Source organism: Streptomyces sp. NRRL F-5135 (assembly GCF_000719775.1).
GTDB classification, from domain to species: Bacteria; Actinomycetota; Actinomycetes; order Streptomycetales; family Streptomycetaceae; genus Streptomyces; species Streptomyces hebeiensis.
This window is the reverse complement of sequence record NZ_JOHR01000014.1, coordinates 202903-220302: the sequence shown is the minus strand read 5'-3', so window position 1 is coordinate 220302 and position 17400 is coordinate 202903. Positions and strand designations below refer to the sequence as shown.

Genomic DNA, 17400 nt, shown 5'->3' with positions numbered 1-17400 from the left:
GGTCTTTTCCGGGCGAGCGGACAGAGGGCAGGCCCTCACGCCAGGCCGAGGTCGCGGTACACGGCGTCACCGATGGCGAGCATGCGCTCCTGGTGCTCGTTCTGCGACACCTTGCCGTTGAGGTGCAGGGCGACGGCCAGCCCGGCGTCCGGATCGGCGAAGGCCGCGGAGGTCCACAGCCCGTAGTGACCGAAGGTGCGGTGCGAGGCGTACCTGCTGAACGCCGTGTACGGCTCGCCCAGATAACGGGACTCCACCCGGAACCCCAGCCCCCAGTCGGCGTTGCCGAAGGCGTCCGTGAGCCCGACACGATGGCGTGCCGTCATCGCCATGACCGTCGCCGGCCGCAGCACCCGCCCGCCGGGGCCCCGGCCGTCGGCCAGCAGGGTCTCGAAGAAACGGCCGAGGTCCCGGATCGGCCCGCGCATGTTGAGCCCGTGGATGGGCCGGGTGCACGAGTCCTCGGTGGCGTACCACCGGGTCGGTGCCGTGGGGAAGCCGCCCCCGGCGATGTGGATGAGCGGCAGCCGGTCCGCCCGCTCCCGGTACTCGTCCGGGGAGAGCACCATCCGGGTGTCGGTCATCCGGCAGGGGGCGAGGACCTCTTCGGTCAGATAGCGCTCGTAGTCCCGGCCGTCGACGGCCCGGACCACCTCCGCCAGCAGGAACCAGGCCCACCACGGCGCGTAGTTGATACGGGCCCCCGGTTCGGCACCCGGGGGGAGCCGCATGGCCCTGACCTGCTCGCGGCGGACCTCGACGGGCGCGGCGAACGTGCCGTGCAGCGGGTCCAGCGCCATGGGCACGGGCGTGGTGTGGGTCAGCAGCTGGAAAAGGGTGATCTTCTCCCGGCCCGCACCGTCGAACCACGGCAGGTACGAGGCGACCGGCCGGAGCGGGTCCACCAGCCCCCGCTCCCAGAGCTGTCCGATGCCGACCGCGCCGACCGCCTTGGAGCAGCAGTACCAGATCGGCCAGGACTCGCGGGTGAAGGGGACCGAGGGGCGGCACTCCCCGAGGGCCGCGGACACGGCCGTGCCGGAGGGCGCGTGTGACACGTACAGCTGTGCCCCGGGGGTGGTCCGGCCGAGTTCACGGGTCAGGGCCGCCATGGTCCGGGGCAGCGCGTCATGAGCCGCCGCCACGGCCGACTCCTCCGACTCCTCCGCACCCTCCCCGTCGGCGGCCGTGCCGGGGACGGCGGCCGGCCGGGCGTGCGCGGGTCGCCCGTGCGCGGGCGGGCGGGGCGTCCACCGGGCGGGCGCGGTGTCCGCGCCCTCGGGCAGGCCGGAGGTACTCGCGCGCAGTTCGGCGAGCGCCCCCGACACGTCCTGGCTGAGGATGCGGTCGAGGAAGAACACGAACAGGAACGCGCCTTCCAGCCGCAGGCCGCCGTGCTCGAACAGCCGCGTCCGGTGCGCCTGGTCGCCGAACAGCAGGGTGCCCGCGTCCGCGTACGTGAGGGTGAACGCGAGAGTGGGCCGATCCGTGCCGTGGCCCGCCGTGAACCGGAGCGCGCCCGAGCCGAGGTCCACCAGGACGTCCAGCGCGGCGACCGTACGCTCCGGCGGGTCGACGACGTCCAGCCCGATCCGGATCGTGTCCGCCCCGTCGGCGGGGAGCGCGGCGAACGCGGACTCGGCGGCGCTCAGCCACTCCGCCGAGAACAGCGGGTGCCGGGCAGCGGCGCCCGGTACCCGGGCGCGGGGCTCCCGCGCCGTCGGCACCGGGGTGGCCGAGGCCGGCGCGGCGGCCGCCCGTTCGGTGTCCGGGGCGTCCGCGCCCGCCCTCGCTGCCGCGGCCTCCGAGGCAGCCGTGCCGGCGTGGACGTCCGTCCTGACGGGTGTCCGCCCCATCACTTGCTCCTGGCCACGGTGAACCGGACCTTGGAGACGCTGGTGAGGCTGGAGTCGGCTGCCTTGAGTCTGTCCAGTTCCGCGTTCACGGCCGCCACCGCGTCCTCGCGCGCCTCGTCGGGGACGCTCTCCCAGAACTGCCGGCCGGCGGTCGACCACACCCACGTCCACCACTGTTCGGCGTCGGCGAAGCGGGTGACGCAGTCCTCCTCGACCGTCTCCGCGTCGGCGAAGCCGGCGTCGGAGAGCATCGTGTGGAAGGCGTCGACCGAGCGGAACGGGCTGTTCGCGGGCAGGACGTGCGAGGACGGGCCGCGGCCGTACGGGGCACTGGCGGCGAAGACCGGGTCCCACCGCGGGTCCGGCCGCCCCCACCAGGACACCGCGAACCGTCCGCCCGGCTTGAGCAGTTCGTGGTAGCGGGCCGCGGCCGTCCGCGGACGGGGGAAGAAGAACAGGCTGATCCCGGCGAGGACGGTGTCGAACGAACCCGGTGCCACGGACACCCCGACCGCGCCGTTCGCGCCACTGGTGCCGTTCGTGCCGTCCGCCCCGTCCCCGCCGGCCGGTGTGACGCTCTCCGCGTCACCGACGAGGGCCCGCGCCCGGCGCAGCCCGTGCCGGGCGATCTCCTCCCTGGCCCGTGCCACCATCCCGGGGGACAGATCGACGCCGATGACCTCGCCCTCGGGGCCGGCCGCCCGCGCGGCGGGGACCAGTACGGCGCCCGTGCCGCAGCCGACGTCCAGCACCCGCTCCCCGGCCGTGACCCCGGCACGGGCCACCAGCCGGCGGCCGAGGTCGTCGAAGTGCTCCACCCCGACGCGCTCGTACGTCGGCGCGCTGCGGTCGAAGAGCAGGGCGAGGGCCGCCTTCCGGTCGGCCTCCCCGTCGCGTACGACGCCGCTCATGATGTGTCCTCCTCGTGATGCGTGCCGGTGCCGATGCCGGGGCTGTTGCCAGTGCCAGTGCCAGTGCCAGTGCCCGTGCCGGTGCCGGCACCCGTGTCGGTAGCGGTGCCGGCGCCGGTACGCGGCGGACCGGAGTCGACCCGTACGGGCCGTCCCGTGGCCGCCGAGGTGTAGACGGCGGTGACCACCGCCACCGCCCGCCGGCCGGCCTCCGCGTCCACCAGCGGGGCCCGGCCCTCCCGTACGGCGTCGACGAAGTCCAGCACCTGGTCGCGATGCGGCTGGTACAGCAGGCCGATCCGGTCCCGGCCGCCGTCGCGCTTCTGGGAGGGGGCGTGCTCGGCGGCCTGGTTCGCCGCGCCGAACGCCCCGTAGGCGGGCGCCCGTTCGCCCGCGCGCGCGGCATGGAAGTAGGCCAGTTCGTCGTTGTCGACGACCACCGAACCCCGGTCGCCGTGCACAGAGATCCGGGCGGTACGGCCCGGATAGGCGGCGGTGGTCGCCAGCAGCGCGCCGAGCGCACCGTCGCGGAACCGCAGACTCGCGGTGGCCACGTCCTCCACCGCCAGCCCGTCGTGGGCGAGCACGGCGGTGTGCGCGGCCACCTCCACCACCGGCCCGGCCAGCCACTGCGCCAGGTCCACGGCGTGCACGGCCTGGTTCATCAGGGCCCCGCCGCCGTCCAGGGCGCGGGTGCCGCGCCAGCCGCCCGAGTCGTAGTACGACTGCTCGCGCCACCAGGGCAGCTCGACCAGGACGGAGGTGACGCGCCCCAGCTCCCCGGCCTCGATCGCGGTGCGGGCCAGCCGCACCGCCGGGTCGAAGCGGCGCTGCGACACCACCCCGAGCGTCCTGCCCTCCCGTCGCGCGACGGAGATCAGCCGGGCCGCGGCGGCGGGCGTCACCTCCAGCGGTTTCTCGACGAGGAGGTGCTTGCCGGCGCGCAGCACGGCCGTCCCGAGGTCGGCGTGCGTACCGCTCGGCGTGCACAGCAGGACGGCGTCCACGTCCGGGCGGGCGAGCAGTTCGGGTACGCCGACCGCGTCGCGGTTCAGTTCGGCCGCCAGCTCGCGGGCCCGCGCCGGGTCCCGGCCGGCGACCGCGGTCAGCCGCGCCCGGCCGCGCAGCTCCGGGTCGTCCCGGGTCAGCAGCCGCCCCAGGAATCCGCCGATGGATCCGCAGCCGACGATCCCGAACCTCAGCTCCCCGCGCGGCCGCCCGGGTTTCTCCGGCGGCTTCCCGGACGTACCCGGGCGGGCCGGGGGTCCCTCGACCGGCTCCACGGGCTCAGGCGACCGGGACAATGGCGTTGCCCAGGTAGTTCGACAGCGAGGTGAGGCGCCGCTCCTGACCGTCCAGGTCGGCCGGGTACGCCTCGCGGTAGCGCCGGGTCACCGCCTGGATCTCCTGCCAACTGCCGGGTGCGGCACCGTCGTTGTAGCGTGGCGCCAGCTGGTCGTAGAGGCTCGTCCCGGGCCGCAGGAACAACTGGTTGATGCCGAACCACGCGGGGATCTCCGACGCCCAGTCGACCAGCCAGTCGGCCATGCAGGCGTCGTCGTCGGGCAGACCGAGCAGGATGAACGCGAACGGGACGATCCCGGCGTCCTTGAGCTTGAGCACGGCATCGCGGATCTGCTGCTCGGTGACCCGCTTGTGCACGCCCGTGGTCGCCACGGCGGGCGACTCGGCGCCCAGCCACATGCCCTGGCAGCCGGCCTTGGCCCACTCGGTCACATCGCTCTTGAGCACGATCTCGGCCCGGGTCTGGCCGACCCAGCCCACGCCCTGGCCGCGCAGCCGCCGGCAGATGTCGTTGTAGAAGGTCTTGTTGATCCCGAAGACGTAGTCGAGGAAGAACTGGAACTCCAGGCCCGCCGCCTGCTGCGCCTCCACCTCGGCGATCACCCGGTCCACCGGCTGGGTCCGCATCCGGTTGCCGAACGGGAGATGGCAGAACGTGCAGCCGTACGTGCAGCCGCGGGCGGCCAGCACCATGCCGCAGGGGCCGGGCTGGGGCAGCCCGTCGACGATGACCTCGGCCGTGTAGTCGGCCATGGGGGCCAGGTCGTAGGCCGGCAGCGCGAACTCCTCCAGGGGGATGTTCGGATACGGTTTCGGCCGGGCCCCGATGATCGAGAGCGGGGAGGCGGGCGCGACGTCGCCGGACAGCACCGTGGCCGTGGCGCCCGCGGCCAGGCTCCGGACCGCCCCCACGGCCGCCGAGTCCGCCTCGCCGATCGCGACGTGCTCCACTCCGAGGTCCAGCCGGGTGGCTTCCGGAAGATGGGTGCCGTGCGGTCCGATGGCCACGGTACGGGCGCCCGGGAAGCGCGCCTTCGCCCGGTCCACGGCGGCCTTGACCGGCCCCAGGTCGAGCGGATAGCACTGGGCCCGGTCGGCGATGGCGGAGGAGACGATCAGGATGTCGGCCTCGGAGCCACCGGGGGGCGCGTCCTGGAGACGCTGGTCCCAGAGGGCGACCTCATGCCCCTCGGCCCGCAGCTGACCGGCGGCCATCAGGACGTCCAGGGGCACCTGGATGAAGTACTGGTCGAATTTGTTGCTGGGTATCACCAGGCAGATTCGGCTCATGAGCGCATGACCTCACAGGGACGCGGTGGGGGTGGCGTGTCGGTGTGCGCCGGACGGCGGTCCTTCGAGGGACCGGGCCGTCCGTGCCAGCCGGCCGATGCGGGCGATGGGCCGCAGGTCGACGGCGGGCCGGGCGGGGTCGGTGAGCAGGGCGCCCATCGACCAGCGCAGCGCGTTGTCCATCGGGGAGTCGTGGAACAGCCAGTCGTGCCGCACACCGGGCCCCTCGACGAGGAGCCGGTGCGTGTTGCGCGGCAGCGGGGTGCCGTTCTTCAGGACCACGGGGTCCAGTTCCAGGGTGAAGCGCACCGGTCCGGCGGCGATCTCGACCAGCCGCTGCCGGCTCTCGCCGCCCTCGTGGGCCGGCCCGAGCCATTTGGGCGCGGGCACCAGCGCGTGGGACCCGGCGCCCACGACGGTCGAGTACAGCTCGACCGCGATGCCGTCGACCAGGGTGATCTCATGGGCGGCGGTGCTGGTCAGCGCCGGGTCGAGAGCCACCCGCACGTCGTGCTCGGCCGGGTCGGTGGCCAGATACCGGTCGTACACCCCGGCCGGCAGGACGCCGCTCACCAGCGCCAGCATGTGCAGCCACTCGTAGCCGAAAACCCCGTAGTCGTGGTCCACGAACCGGCCCGCCGCGATGTCCTCCCTGCGGTCCTTGCCGAATCCCACCCGCACCCCGCTCACCGGCTGCCCGGGTGCGAACTCCTGCCGCACCGAGCGCAGGACGGCGACCGCCTGGGCGTGCCGGTACTGGTTCATCACCACCAGCCGGGCGTGTTCGTGGCGGGCCAGCAGCGCGGTGAGGGCGGGACCCTCGTCGGACCGGCACACCGGCTTCTCCACCAGCAGCCGCGCGGCGGGGTCGCGGTCGAGCACCTCCGCCACCGCCGTCAGGTGGTGCGCGGTCGGCGAGCACACCGACCACACGTCGACCGCCGGCCGGCGCGGCACGTCCGCCGTCCGGCGGTACACGGGCACTCCCGGGGGCAGCGTGTCGACGGCCGGGTCCACCACACTGACGTGGAATCCGAGGGCCCTCAGCAACCGCTCGTGCAGCCGGCCCGCGACGCCGTAGCCGATCACGCACACATGTGTCCTGGACATGCGCGGCGTCACCGGACGGTGGCCGGTACGGGTCCGGCCGCGTCGCCCGCGCGCCGCCGCGCGCCCGCCAGGTATTCCTCGTAGTAGGCGTCGAAGAGCCCCGCCTCGTCGACGGCCCGGTCCACCGGCTCCAGGTGGAGGCCCGGTCCGAGCGCGTCGAGGTCGCGGCAGACGGTCCTGGCGGCGATCAGCGTGCCGGCCCGGTAGGCGTCGTAGCCGCGGTTGGCGATGCCCTCGTACTCGAAGAGGTTGAGCGAGCGGCCGTCGCCCAGGAGGGTGGCAGCGGCGCCGGAGGGCAGGAGGTAGCGCACTCCCACGTACGGCACCACCGTCGACTCGACGCCCGGGTATCCCTCGCTCAGGAGGCTGAAGTCCTTGGTGGCGAAACCGGCGAGATACACGCCGTCGGGCAGCAGCGGCAGGTTCTCCTCGGTGACGGCGAGCTCCCCGGTGCCGCCGATGATCAGGAACGGGGAGTGGTCGCGCAGCGCCTCGGTGGCGGTCCGGTACGTCTCGAAGCCGTGCTCCGCGGCCGTGATCAGCGCGAGGACGTCGGTGTCGACGACGCTCACCCGGCAGCCGAGCGACCGCAGCGCGTGCGCGACCCGGGCGCCCAGCGTGCCGTAGCCGAGGACCAGCACGTGCCGGCCGATGAACTTCTCGCCGGGCAGGACGGCCCGCAGCCGCCGGACGCAGGAGTCGGCTATCTCGTTGTAGCCGAGCATCGTCTTCAGCCGCGACCTGGCCATGTTCAGCACCGGGATGGACAGTTCGCCCGGCGCGCCCGCGATCCGCTTCAGGCCGCTCACCGTCAGCTCGACGGCCGCGTCGATGTGCTCGGTGAGGGCGCCGCGCGACCCGTAGCCCTGGGCCAGCAGCCCGCCGTCGTCGATCACCAGCACCTTCCGGCCGGCGGCGTGCGCGCGCCAGATGAAGGCGTTGACGCGCTCGTTGACACCGAGCGCGTACGCCTGGGCCGTCGCGTCGGCGGAGCCGTTGATGACCGAGTTGTCCAGCACGTCGCTGAGGTAGCCGTGCTGGAGGAACCACGAGTGGACCCGGCTGCGGTGCAGGGTCCGGTCCCCCTTGGACAGGGCGAACACCCAGTCCGGGTCGAGCCCGGCGCGCTCCATGCCGAGCAGGAAGCCCACGCTGTTCTCGACGTAGTGGTCCCGGAAGATCAGCGCCCAGTCGGCCAGCGCGGGCTCCTTGGTGGCGTACCGGTCGACCAGGGGCATGGCCCGGACGATGGACTCGATCTCCGCCTCGGTGTAGCACTGGCCGCGCAGGGTCAGCTTCTCCACGAGGCGCCGGAAGACGGCGCGGGCCCCGTCCGACACCGGCGCCGACGTGGTGAGCAGCACCTGGCGGCTGCCCGCGGCCGGGAGGATGTGGTCAAGGGTGTCGGGGGCGACGTCGGGCAGGGGCCTGCTGCGGATCTCCAGGCACGTGCCGTCCACGCAGGTCCGGTAGGTGCCGGGTTTGAGGACCTCGAGCTCCGGCTCGCCCGGCGGCACGCCCTCGCCGCGGAGCACGGACCGTACGACGTCCTGGAGCTGGTCGGGGGTCATCCGGCCGTCGAGCACCTCGTACAGGCCGTCGGTGGTGTCGGCGGACTCGGGGGACCCGGCGGGTCGGCCGTTCAACGCGTCACGCACCGATTCGGTTTCGGAGACTGACACTTTCAACCTCTTCTCAGGCATGGTCAATCGATCGCGTGGGGGCAGGGATGCCAAGGGCAGGGCAGGGCAGGGCAGGGGCCAAAGGCGGCAAGGGGGCCAAGGGGCGGGGCCGCAGGGGCAGCGGGGAGAAGCGGGACGCGGATGCCGGCCGAACGGGAGTCAATACCACGTCAGCACCGTTCCCGCGGCCGTCATGCCACCCCCCACGGCCGCGAGAAGGATTCGCTCACCGCGCCGGAAAGGGCGGCGCATCTGCGCGTCCCGCATGGTGATGGGAATGGAGGCCGCTCCGGTGTTCCCATAAGCGGGAGCGGTCATCGGAACCCGGTCCGGGTCCAGCTTCATTTCGGCCGTCATTCTTTCCAGCAGCCGCACATTGGCCTGGTGGAAAATGAACCGGTCGATGTCCTCGACCGAGAGCCCGCAGTCCGACAGGGTTTCCCCGACGACTTCCGGAAGAACCTTCAGCGCGTATGCGGCGACGGCCCGGCCGTCCATCTTGAACAGATGTTCCCCCGCGGCCCGCGCCTCAGGGGTCAGCGGCTTCCTGGTGCCGCCGGCCGGCACCTCGACCAGGCGGCGCAGACCGCCGTGCGCCACCATTCGTGACGCGCCGATGCCGTAACCCTCCGGTACGGGGCCGAGCAGGGCGGCTCCGGCGCCGTCCCCGAAGAGGCTGACGGTCCGCCGGTCGGTGCGGTCCATGACGGTGGAGAACATGTCGGCGCCCACGACCAGCGCGTACGTGCCGTGGGCGGATCCGGAGGCGAGCAGCGCCGCGGCGGTCGTCACGCCGTAGAGGAACCCGGAGCAGACGGCGTTGATGTCGAACGCCGCCGCGGCCTCCAGGCCCAGTCCACTCTGGAGCGCCACGGCCGTCGCCGGCTGCGGCTGGTCCGGAGTGGCGGTGGCGACGATCACCAGGCCGATGTCCCGCTCGATCCCGGGATTCCTCGCCAGGAGATCGACGACCGCCTCATGGGCCAGATCGGAGGTCGCCGTTCCGGCGGGTGTGTAACGCCGCTCGATTATCCCGGTACGCCGCTCGACCCACTCCTCCGGAATATCGGCCCACTCGCTGATACGCGCATTGTCGACGACGGTTTCCGGAACATGGAATCCGACCCCCAAGATACCGATTGGCACGCCACACTCCCTCGTTCCTCCGAGCCCGGGCGAATTCACCTTACGAAAACCGGAGGCGGGACTTCATACCCTTACCACCCCTATCAGCCCCTACCCGGGTCCGCCGGGGCGGGCGGAGGAACAGGGGGGAGCGGGGGAGAGGACCGGCCGGGACGACAGGGGCACGAGGGGGGCTTCCGCACCCGTGAGCGACGGCCCTCCGGGGGAGACCGGGGCGGCGGGGACGGGGCGGCTTCCCTATCGGACGTGTACGGCCGCGAGCGGCTGGGCCCCTCCTTGGGGGTGTCTGGAGGGGTGGGGCACGGAGACGGCCCTCGGCGGAGAACCGGCTGCTCGGCTGTGTGGTGCCGGCCTTCTCCCTCCCCGCCGTCTCGGTGATCTCCGGCGCCGGGGCACTGGCACTGGGCGCGGCCTGGTACGGGCTGCGGCGAACCGTCACCGGCCGGTAGCCACCAGGCCGGCTCCGGCCCGCAACGCGCGCCGCGGGCCGGCGTGTGGTGCCCTGGGTAGGGAGCACACCAGCCTTCGGGTGCCCCGCCTGACCCTTTCCGGGAGGACCCTATGGCCCGCGGAAAAGCGCCCCGGCTCCCCGCTGTCGCCGCCGCGGCCCTTGCCACCGCGCTCACGCTCACCCCGGGCACCGCCTCCGGCGCCCGCCTGTACTACCTGCACTTCTGGAAGACCGGCGACGCCACCGAACTCGCCCACGCCCTGCGCGCGGGCCTCGACCAGGTCCACGCGCCCCGCGGCTGACCGGATCAGGCCGGGCGACCACACGGCCGGTGCCCCGTCAGCGGAGCTTTCCGGCTCCCGCCCCGGCGTCGACGACACGGGGCACCACGCGCGGGGCGTCGACCGCCGTGCGCAGGACGGGGGTCCAGCCGGCGTCGGGCCGCAGGGTCTCCTCGGGGAGCTCCGCGTTGTGCACGGCGAGCAGGTCGACGTACCGGCCGTTCACGTAGTTGTCCGCCGTGGTGACCGGCGCGTCCTTCCACTTCTTGAGGACCCTGGCCGGGCTCACCCCGGACGGCAGTGTGAACGCGTTCTTCTCCGCGACCAGCTGGGACTCGATGCCGATGCCGAACGAGTACACGTAGCCCGAGGCGGGGACCACGTAGTGGTTGTTGTACGTGTCGACCTTGCCGAAGCGCACCCGGGGCGCCCGCTCCACGATGTTCGTGAACTGGTTGTGGTGCAGGGTCACCCGGAGCCTGCCGCGGTCGTCCGCCCCGGCGCTGTCGCTGTTGCCGATCATCAGTGTCTTGTCGTGGTCGGCGAACACGTTCCAGGAGACGGTGACCAGGTCCGCGCCCCGGACGATGTCCAGCTCGCCGTCGTGCTGCTGGTACAACTGGCCGTAGTAGTAAGGCTGTTCAGTGTCCGGTCGGCGTCCGTCGGTGAAGGTGTTGTGGTCCACCCACACATGCGTGGAGCCGTACACCACCAGGTTGTCGTACTCGCTGTTCCAGGCGCCCAGGTCACCGTCCGTCGGGTCCCACTGCGGGAAGCAGTCGAAGGCGTCCTCGAAGGTGAGATTGCGGACCACGACGTTGTCGACGTCCTTGACCTGGAGACTGCCGCCGAGGATGCGGGCGTTCCGGCCCACGCCCACGATCGTGGTGTTCGCCGGGACGTACGCCTTGACCTGTTCGGCCTGGCGCGCGGCGGACGCGGCCCGCAGATCCTCCTGTTCGCCGCTCACCGGGTTCTCGTACCCCCAGACCGCCGGGTCGTACGTGGCGAGGTACGTGGCGAACGAATAACCGTCGGCGGCGAAGTCGTCGCAGGCCAGCGGGGCGCCCTGGGCGTCGGAGAGCGCGTCCAGCGTGCCCTTGACCCGGATGACCGACGGGGCGCCCGCGGCGGCGGCGAGCGCGGCCCTGAGCTCCGCCCAGGTGGTCACCGTGTAGACGTGCCGGGCATCGGCCGCCCGGCCGCCCGTGGTGCCGCCGTCGGCGGCCGCCCAGCCGTCGTTCGCGGGCAGCGCGGCCCGCTCGAACCCGCCGGACTGCCCCGTCCCGCCGGAGCGGGCCTGGGCGGGGGCGGCGAGTCCGGCCAGGCCCAGGGCCGCGGCGACCGCGCCCGCCGCCACGGCACGCGCCGCGGTGCCGCCGCGCGCCCGGCGCCCCGCGGTGCTCGCGGCAGCCGCCGGGGCGCCGGGCGTGGTCGTGTCGTTCGTGGTCGTCGTACCGGTCGTGACTAATTGATCTCTTCGCATGGGACAGCGACTCCTCAGTCGTCGAGCCAGGTCGGCCGGTGTGCGCGGGACACGGGAAGGGGGAGTGGTGGGGCGGCGGCGGGTGCGGACCCGGCGGGGCCGGCACGGCCCCGCCGGCGACGACGTGGCCGACGGTCCCGGGGGTCCGCCGGCGGGCGCCCCGTCAGCTCTTGGTCTGCTCCTTCCACTCCGCCTGTGCCTCGTTCAGCTCCTTGGCGAGCTTGTCCGCGAACTCCTTCGCGGTCATGTCGCCCAGCAGCACCTTCTGGAAGTTGGGCTCGTTGCCGCTCTTGCTGATGGTGTTCCAGTCGGGCAGGTAGTACGGCAGGTTGACGATCTTCGTCGTGCCGTCGCTGAGCGCCTTCATCGCGGTGGCCGTCGGCACCGCCTTCCGCACCCAGCCGTCCGTCGCCGCGTCCGTGTTCGCGGGGATGGAGCCCGCCGACTCGTTCCACGCGCTGTTGGACTTGTGCGAGGCCGCGAACTCGATGAGCTTCCAGGCCGCCGCCTTGTTCTTGCCGCCCTTGAACAGCCCCAGGCCGTCCACCGGGTTGGACACCTGCACCCGGGTGCCGTTCTCCTGCGCCGGGTAGGGCAGGCCCTTGAACTTCTCCGGGCCGAGCGCCTTCACATGGTCCTGGTAGGAGGCCAGATTGTGGGTCAGCATGCCGATCGAGCCGTTGTCGAACTGCGCGACCATCTTGATGAAGTCGTTGTTGACGTCGGCGGACGGCGTCACCTTCTTGTACAGGGCGACGTACTTCTCCAGGGCCGCCACGTTCCTGGGGTCGTTGACGGTCGTCTTGTCGCCGTCCCAGAACGACGTGATGCCGGACTGCCCGTACATCGCGTCCATGGCCGGCGCGATGGAGCCCGCGCCGCCCCGGATGGTGTAACCGAACTGGTTGCTGCCCGGCTTGGTCAGCTTCTCGGCCGCCTCGTAGAACGTCGACCAGGTCGCGGGCGGTTCGAGACCCGCGTCGGCGAACATGTCGCTGCGGTACCAGAGGGTGCCGTTGTTGGTGGAGGTCGGTACGGAGTACATCTCGTCGCCGCGTCCGCCGGCCGCCTTGACGCTGTCGACCAGCGCGGGCACGAGCTTGCCCTTGAGCGCGCCGTCCTGGACGCGGTCGCCGACCGGGTCCAGGACGTCCCGTACGACCAGGTTGGACAGGTACGCGGTGCCCACGCCGCCGACGTCCGGCAGCCCGCCGCCGTCGATGGCCGTGTCGTACTTCGCCTGGACCTGGTCGATGGGGATGCCGACGTACTTGACCTTGATGTCCGGGTTCTCCTTCTCGAAGTCCTTGATGATCTGAGCCCAGATCTCCCGGCGCTCACCCGTGTTGTTGTCCCACAGTGTGATCTCGCCCTTGCCGGACCCCTCGCTGCCGCTCCCGCCGCTCCCGTCGTCACCGCAGGCGGTCGCCGTCAGGGCGAGCACCGCGGACAGGGAGACGGCGGTGACCGTCCGTGCTCTGTACGTCCTGGAGATCTTCATGGCCGGCTCTCTTCTCTCGTGTCACTGTTGCTGTTGCCGTAGCTGTTGCCGTAGCTGTCGTTGTCACTGTCGAAGCCGACGGAGAGGCGCGCGTCGGGCGCCGCCGCCCTCATGACGCCACCGCTTTCCGTGCCAGCGCGCCCGCCGCCGCCCGGTCCAGCCGGCCGTCCGCGACCACGGTGACGATCCGCCGGGCCACGGTCCCGCCCGCCGGCAGCGGCAGCCGTTCCCGCCAGGCGAGCGACGAACCCACGCCGGGGTAGTCCGCCGTCCGTACGAACCACGGGTCCCGGCGCGTCTCCTCGTTGGCCCCGGCGAAGATCAGCGTCCACTCGCGTCCGGCGAGCGCCAGCCAGCGCGCCCTGCGCCCGTGCACCGTGCCCTCGCCCGAGGCGGCCTCGGTGAAGACCTCCGCCGCCGGCGGACCGGGCTCGGCCGACGCGGGCGCGCGCCAGAAGAAACCGCCGTACCCCGCCCCCTCACGGCCGTTGGTGGCGGGGCTGCCGAAGGACAGCTCCCCGCCCGACACGTTGGTCAGCGCCGAGGTGATGTCGAGGGCCCAGGCGTCACGGGAGAGCGCGAGCACACTGACCGTGCGCCGCTCCCGGAGGAGTTCGCGGCCGGCCCGCCGCCACGACAGCTCCTCTACACAGCCGTCCGGGTCCCGCAGCAGCCAGCCCGTGTGCTCCTGCGTACCGTGGTTGTCCAGCTCGACGGGGCCCCGGCCGCGGACGTAGGTGCGCCCGCCCCAGAAGTTGGCCCCCGAGACGTCCGGCACCGCCACCGACACGCCCAGGTGGTGAGCGTGGTCGGCGGGACGCAGCTCCGTGACCGTGACCCCGCCGAGTGTCCGTACGGGGTGCAGGTACGGACGCGGGGACAGCGCGGCCGGTACCCGGGGCCGGTGGACGTACGTGGCCACCACCCGGCCCTCGCACCGGAGGTCCGTGGCTCCGTCACCGCGCCTCCCGTCCCGGACCCGGGCCCGGGACGCGGCCGGCCGGGCCGCGCCGGGGCCGGTCGGCCCGTTCGCCCCGCCCGCCCCGTTCACTCCCCTCAGTCGTGAGTCGCTCATCGCCGCCGCGTCTCCCCGGGCGGCACGGCCCAGTCCGCGCCCAGTTCGGAGAACGTGGCCAGCGTGCGCGCGCTCGCCTCGACCAGGGCGTCGACGCCCTTGACGACCCGGCGCGGCGCCCGTTCGCCCGGCTCGGCGTACCAGGCGTCGGCGGGCAGCCGGGTGGGCACCGGGGCGGTCCTGACGGCCTCGACGACCCGCATGAAGGCGCCCGTACGTTCCGGCGGTACGAGCAGCGGCTCACCCGCGCGCACATGCCCGACCAGGTTCTCCAGCAGATCCGTCCGGCCGTGGACCACCTCCTGGTCCTGGCCCCGCCCCTGGCGCCGGTCCCGTTCCTGGTACCGGTCCCGTTCCTGGTACCGGTCCCGTTCCTGGTCCCGCCCCGGGGCCGGGCCTTCCTCCTGCGCCCGGTCCGTGCGCCGTACCACCACCCGGTCCTGCTTGTACCAGAAGGTGATCCGGCCACACTCGCCGTGCACCACGACGTACGGCTCGCCCGCCCGCTCCGCGCACAGCGTCACCGCGACCGTGACGGGCGTGCCCCGACGGGTCGTCAGCTTCAGGCACGTGGTGTCGTCCGCCTCGATGTCGTTGGCCCGGAACTGCTCCAGTACGATGCCGCCGACATCGCCCGCCAGGTCGCTGCCGTCGATGCGCAGGGCGGTGGCGAGCGCGTGGGCCAGCGGGTTGGTGAGCACGCCGTCCATGACGTCCCGCCCGTCCAGGGTGCGCCGTCCCGCCCAGGGGGCCCGCGCGTAGTACGCCTCGTCCCGTGCCCAGGCCCCGGCGGCGCCGACGCCGCGCACGGCCCCGATCGCGCCGCTCGCCACCAGCTCCCGTATCGCCTCCACCGCGTGGGAGCCGAGCGACTGGAAGCCGACCTGGCAGGCCGTACCGTGTCCGGCGAGCCCGGCCAGCAGCCGCTCGTACTCCGCGTACGAGGGCGTCGTCGGCTTCTCCAGCAGTGTGTGCACACCGCGTTCGGCGGCGGTGAGGGCCAGTTCGGTGTGCGTGTGGATCGGTGTGCAGATCACGGCGATCCGCGCACCCGTGCGCTCCAGGAGGCCGCCGAGGTCGGTGGACTGCTCGGGCTCCCCGAAGCCGGCCAGCTCGGCCGGGCTCAGCGGGGACAGCTCGCAGACACCGGCGAGCCGTACCAGCCCGGCCTCCTGGAGCCGGCGGATGTTCACCAGGTGCGACCGGCCGTGGCCGCGCGCCCCGGCCAGCACGACCGGCAGCGGCGCGGTCTCCCGCTCGCCCGTGCCCTCGGTGCGGCCGGTCATCCCTTCACCGCCCCCGCGCTGAAGCCCGTGATCAGCCACTTCTGGATGAAGGCGAAGACGATGACGACCGGCACGGCCGAGATCACACCGCCCGCCGCCAGCGCGCCGAAGTCCACACTGTCCGCCCCGATCAGCGTGGACAGCCCGACCGGGATCGTCTGCTTGTCCTGCTCCATCAGGAACATCAGGGCGAACAGGAAGTGGTTCCAGCTGTTGACGAACGCGAAGGACGCCACCGCGATCAGCCCGGGCCGCAGCATCGGCAGTACGACGATGCGGAACGCCTGGAAGCGCGAGCAGCCGTCCACCCAGGCCGCCTCCTCCAGGGAGTACGGCACGTTCCGGATGAAGCCGCTGATCAGGATGACCGACAGCGGCAGCTGGAAGACGGTCTCCGCGATGACCACGCTCCCCAGGGAGTTGATCATCTGGAGGTTCTTGAAGATCTGGAACAGCGGCACCAGCATCAGCGCGCCCGGGATGAACTGCGAGCACAGCAACGCCAGCATGAAGGTCTGCTTGAGGCGGAAGTTGAACCGGGCCAGCGCGTACCCGCCGGCCAGCGCCACCAGCGTCGTACAGATCAGGGTGCAGACCCCGACCAGGGCGCTGTTCTGGAAGAAGACGGAGAAGCTCCGCGCGTTCCAGACCTTGTCGAAGTGGTCGAAGGTCATCGGCCAGGGCACCAGCGAGGTCGAGCCCGCGGGCCGCAGCGCGAACAACAGCATCCAGTAGAAGGGCACGAGGGTGAAGAGCAGGTACAGACCGAGCGGCAGGTAGATCTGCCAGCGCGGCACCTCGTCGAAGGCGCGCTCGCGGCGCCGGCGCCGCACGGGCGGTGTCGCCGGGCCGTCCGGGGCGAGCGGTGCGGAGGTGCCCTTCTCGGCGATGGCAGCGGTCATTTGTCGTCGCCTCCGAACTTGCTCAGGCGCAGATAGAGGATCGAGCAGAAGAGGAGGATCACGAAGGCGACCGTGGTCAGCGCGGTGGCGTAGCCGAAGTCGTGCGCCTCGAACCCGGTGACCGCGACATACAGCGGCAGTGTGGTCGTGACGCCCGCCGGCCCGCCCTCGGTGAGGGTGAGCAGTAGATCCACGTTGTTGAACTCCCAGACCGCGCGCAGCAGCGTGGACAGGATGATCGCGTCCTTGAGGTGGGGCAGTGTGATGTGGACGAACTGCCGGAACCTGTTCGCCCCGTCCACGGACGCGGCCTCGTACAGGTCCCCGGGGATGGACTGGAGGTCGGCGAGGATCAGGATGGCGAAGAACGGTACGCCGCGCCAGAGTTCGGCCAGCACCGCCGCCCAGAACACGGTGCCGGTGTCGGACAGCACGGACGATCCGTACGTCCCGATGCCCGCGTCGGCGAGGTAGCGGCCGACGCCCGTCGACGGGTTGTAGAGAAGCAGCCAGATGGTGGTCGTCAGCACGCCGGAGACGGCCCAGGGCGAGAAGACGAGGGCCCGGGCGATCGCGCGGCCCACGAAGGTCTGGTTGACGATCAGCGCCAGCCCCAGCCCGAGGGCCAGTTGCAGCGAGACCTCGGTGACGACCCACTTGCCGCTGAAGACGAGGCTGTCCCAGAACAGCGGGTCATCGGTGAAGATCTTGGTGAAGTTGTCCAGGCCCGCGAAACCGTTCCGCCAGGGCTTGGTGGCGTTGTAGTTCTGCAAGCTGTAGTAGAAGACGCTGAGCATCGGATAGGCGATGAAGCCCAGCATCAGCAGCCCGGCGGGGGCGATCAGCAGATACGGGAGTCGGCGTGGCGTCGCCCCCGTGCGACGCCTCGGCTTCCCGGGGGCACGGGGCGGGGCTCCGGATGATTTCTGCGCCACAGCTGAAGCCATGACTGCTTCTCCGTTCCTTGGGTGAAGCGCGCGATGCGTGGTGCAGCGGTGTGTGTCTGATGCGGTGTGCGTGCGGTGTGCGTGCGCTGCGTCGTGCGGTGTGCGTGCGGCGTGCGTGCGGTGCGCGTGCGGTGTGGTGCGCCGTGCGGTGTGCGTTGTGTCAGGTGGGCC

14 protein-coding genes are annotated in these 17400 nt (G+C 72.3%); 1 reads left to right on the top strand and 13 read right to left on the bottom strand.

Features of this window, described 5'->3' with window-relative positions:
• Positions 1 to 35: 35 nt before the first annotated feature.
• The 7 genes from IG02_RS0124970 to IG02_RS0124940 form a co-directional block, all read right to left on the bottom strand.
• Entirely contained in the window at positions 36 to 1856 is a 1821-nt protein-coding gene (locus IG02_RS0124970) for a serine hydrolase domain-containing protein (RefSeq protein WP_078854788.1), read from the bottom strand.
• On the bottom strand, positions 1856 to 2767 hold the full coding sequence (locus IG02_RS0124965) for a class I SAM-dependent methyltransferase (RefSeq protein ID WP_030752342.1): 912 nt from the start codon (positions 2765 to 2767) through the stop codon (positions 1856 to 1858). The genes IG02_RS0124970 and IG02_RS0124965 overlap by 1 nt, the downstream gene beginning before the upstream one ends.
• The gene (locus IG02_RS0124960; RefSeq protein WP_234314899.1) at positions 2764 to 4050 is read right to left on the bottom strand and encodes a Gfo/Idh/MocA family protein; all 1287 of its coding nucleotides are present in this window, start codon (positions 4048 to 4050) and stop codon (positions 2764 to 2766) included. Before IG02_RS0124960 ends, IG02_RS0124965 begins: the two co-directional genes overlap by 4 nt.
• A 4-nt stretch (positions 4051 to 4054) precedes the next feature.
• A complete protein-coding gene (locus tag IG02_RS0124955; protein ID WP_030752337.1) occupies positions 4055 to 5362 on the bottom strand; it encodes a B12-binding domain-containing radical SAM protein in 1308 nt (435 codons plus the stop codon).
• Between the two features lie 12 nt (positions 5363 to 5374).
• On the bottom strand, positions 5375 to 6472 hold the full coding sequence (locus IG02_RS0124950) for a Gfo/Idh/MocA family oxidoreductase (RefSeq protein ID WP_107055689.1): 1098 nt from the start codon (positions 6470 to 6472) through the stop codon (positions 5375 to 5377).
• 8 nt (positions 6473 to 6480) lie between these two features.
• Positions 6481 to 8154, bottom strand: a complete 1674-nt coding sequence (locus tag IG02_RS0124945; protein WP_051765688.1) for an NAD-binding protein — start codon at positions 8152 to 8154, stop codon at positions 6481 to 6483.
• Between the two features lie 159 nt (positions 8155 to 8313).
• Complete coding sequence (locus IG02_RS0124940) at positions 8314 to 9300, bottom strand: 3-oxoacyl-ACP synthase III family protein (RefSeq protein ID WP_030752330.1); 987 nt, start codon at positions 9298 to 9300, stop codon at positions 8314 to 8316.
• Positions 9301 to 9861: 561 nt separating this feature from the next.
• Here IG02_RS0124940 and IG02_RS0124930 point away from each other — a divergent pair.
• Positions 9862 to 10053 carry a hypothetical protein gene (locus tag IG02_RS0124930; protein WP_030752328.1) on the top strand — a complete coding sequence of 64 codons (192 nt, stop codon included), beginning with the start codon at positions 9862 to 9864 and terminating at the stop codon, positions 10051 to 10053.
• Positions 10054 to 10090: 37 nt separating this feature from the next.
• Here the strand turns inward: IG02_RS0124930 and IG02_RS0124925 are convergent, their stop codons facing one another.
• The 6 genes from IG02_RS0124925 to IG02_RS0124895 all read right to left on the bottom strand — a co-directional run bounded on the left by IG02_RS0124925 (position 10091) and on the right by IG02_RS0124895 (position 17229).
• Positions 10091 to 11518, bottom strand: a complete 1428-nt coding sequence (locus IG02_RS0124925) for a pectate lyase family protein (RefSeq protein ID WP_078854787.1) — start codon at positions 11516 to 11518, stop codon at positions 10091 to 10093.
• A 163-nt stretch (positions 11519 to 11681) separates the two neighbouring features.
• Positions 11682 to 13019 (bottom strand): ABC transporter substrate-binding protein, encoded by a 1338-nt coding sequence (locus IG02_RS0124920; protein WP_030752321.1) that lies wholly within the window; start codon positions 13017 to 13019, stop codon positions 11682 to 11684.
• A gap of 109 nt (positions 13020 to 13128) precedes the next feature.
• A complete protein-coding gene (locus IG02_RS0124910; RefSeq protein ID WP_078854786.1) occupies positions 13129 to 14094 on the bottom strand; it encodes a PmoA family protein in 966 nt (321 codons plus the stop codon).
• The gene (locus IG02_RS0124905; RefSeq protein WP_030752316.1) at positions 14091 to 15380 is read right to left on the bottom strand and encodes a Gfo/Idh/MocA family protein; all 1290 of its coding nucleotides are present in this window, start codon (positions 15378 to 15380) and stop codon (positions 14091 to 14093) included. The genes IG02_RS0124910 and IG02_RS0124905 overlap by 4 nt, the downstream gene beginning before the upstream one ends.
• Positions 15377 to 16282, bottom strand: coding sequence for a carbohydrate ABC transporter permease (locus IG02_RS0124900; protein ID WP_030752313.1), 906 nt, complete (start codon positions 16280 to 16282; stop codon positions 15377 to 15379). Before IG02_RS0124900 ends, IG02_RS0124905 begins: the two co-directional genes overlap by 4 nt.
• A complete protein-coding gene (locus IG02_RS0124895; protein ID WP_063756849.1) occupies positions 16279 to 17229 on the bottom strand; it encodes a carbohydrate ABC transporter permease in 951 nt (316 codons plus the stop codon). The genes IG02_RS0124900 and IG02_RS0124895 overlap by 4 nt, the downstream gene beginning before the upstream one ends.
• Positions 17230 to 17400 lie beyond the last annotated feature (171 nt).

Bases quoted from the DNA above. Each gene is read 5' to 3' on its own strand.
- IG02_RS0124950 (WP_107055689.1), bottom strand. From the start codon at position 6,472: ATGTCCAGGACACATGTGTGCGTGATCGGCTACGGCGTCGCGGGCCGG.
- IG02_RS0124955 (WP_030752337.1), bottom strand. From the start codon at position 5,362: ATGAGCCGAATCTGCCTGGTGATACCCAGCAACAAATTCGACCAGTAC.
- IG02_RS0124920 (WP_030752321.1), bottom strand. From the start codon at position 13,019: ATGAAGATCTCCAGGACGTACAGAGCACGGACGGTCACCGCCGTCTCC.
- IG02_RS0124895 (WP_063756849.1), bottom strand. From the start codon at position 17,229: ATGGCTTCAGCTGTGGCGCAGAAATCATCCGGAGCCCCGCCCCGTGCC.
- IG02_RS0124910 (WP_078854786.1), bottom strand. From the start codon at position 14,094: ATGAGCGACTCACGACTGAGGGGAGTGAACGGGGCGGGCGGGGCGAAC.
- IG02_RS0124965 (WP_030752342.1), bottom strand. From the start codon at position 2,767: ATGAGCGGCGTCGTACGCGACGGGGAGGCCGACCGGAAGGCGGCCCTC.
- IG02_RS0124930 (WP_030752328.1), top strand. From the start codon at position 9,862: ATGGCCCGCGGAAAAGCGCCCCGGCTCCCCGCTGTCGCCGCCGCGGCC.
- IG02_RS0124905 (WP_030752316.1), bottom strand. From the start codon at position 15,380: ATGACCGGCCGCACCGAGGGCACGGGCGAGCGGGAGACCGCGCCGCTG.
- IG02_RS0124925 (WP_078854787.1), bottom strand. From the start codon at position 11,518: ATGCGAAGAGATCAATTAGTCACGACCGGTACGACGACCACGAACGAC.
- IG02_RS0124900 (WP_030752313.1), bottom strand. From the start codon at position 16,282: ATGACCGCTGCCATCGCCGAGAAGGGCACCTCCGCACCGCTCGCCCCG.
- IG02_RS0124970 (WP_078854788.1), bottom strand. From the start codon at position 1,856: ATGGGGCGGACACCCGTCAGGACGGACGTCCACGCCGGCACGGCTGCC.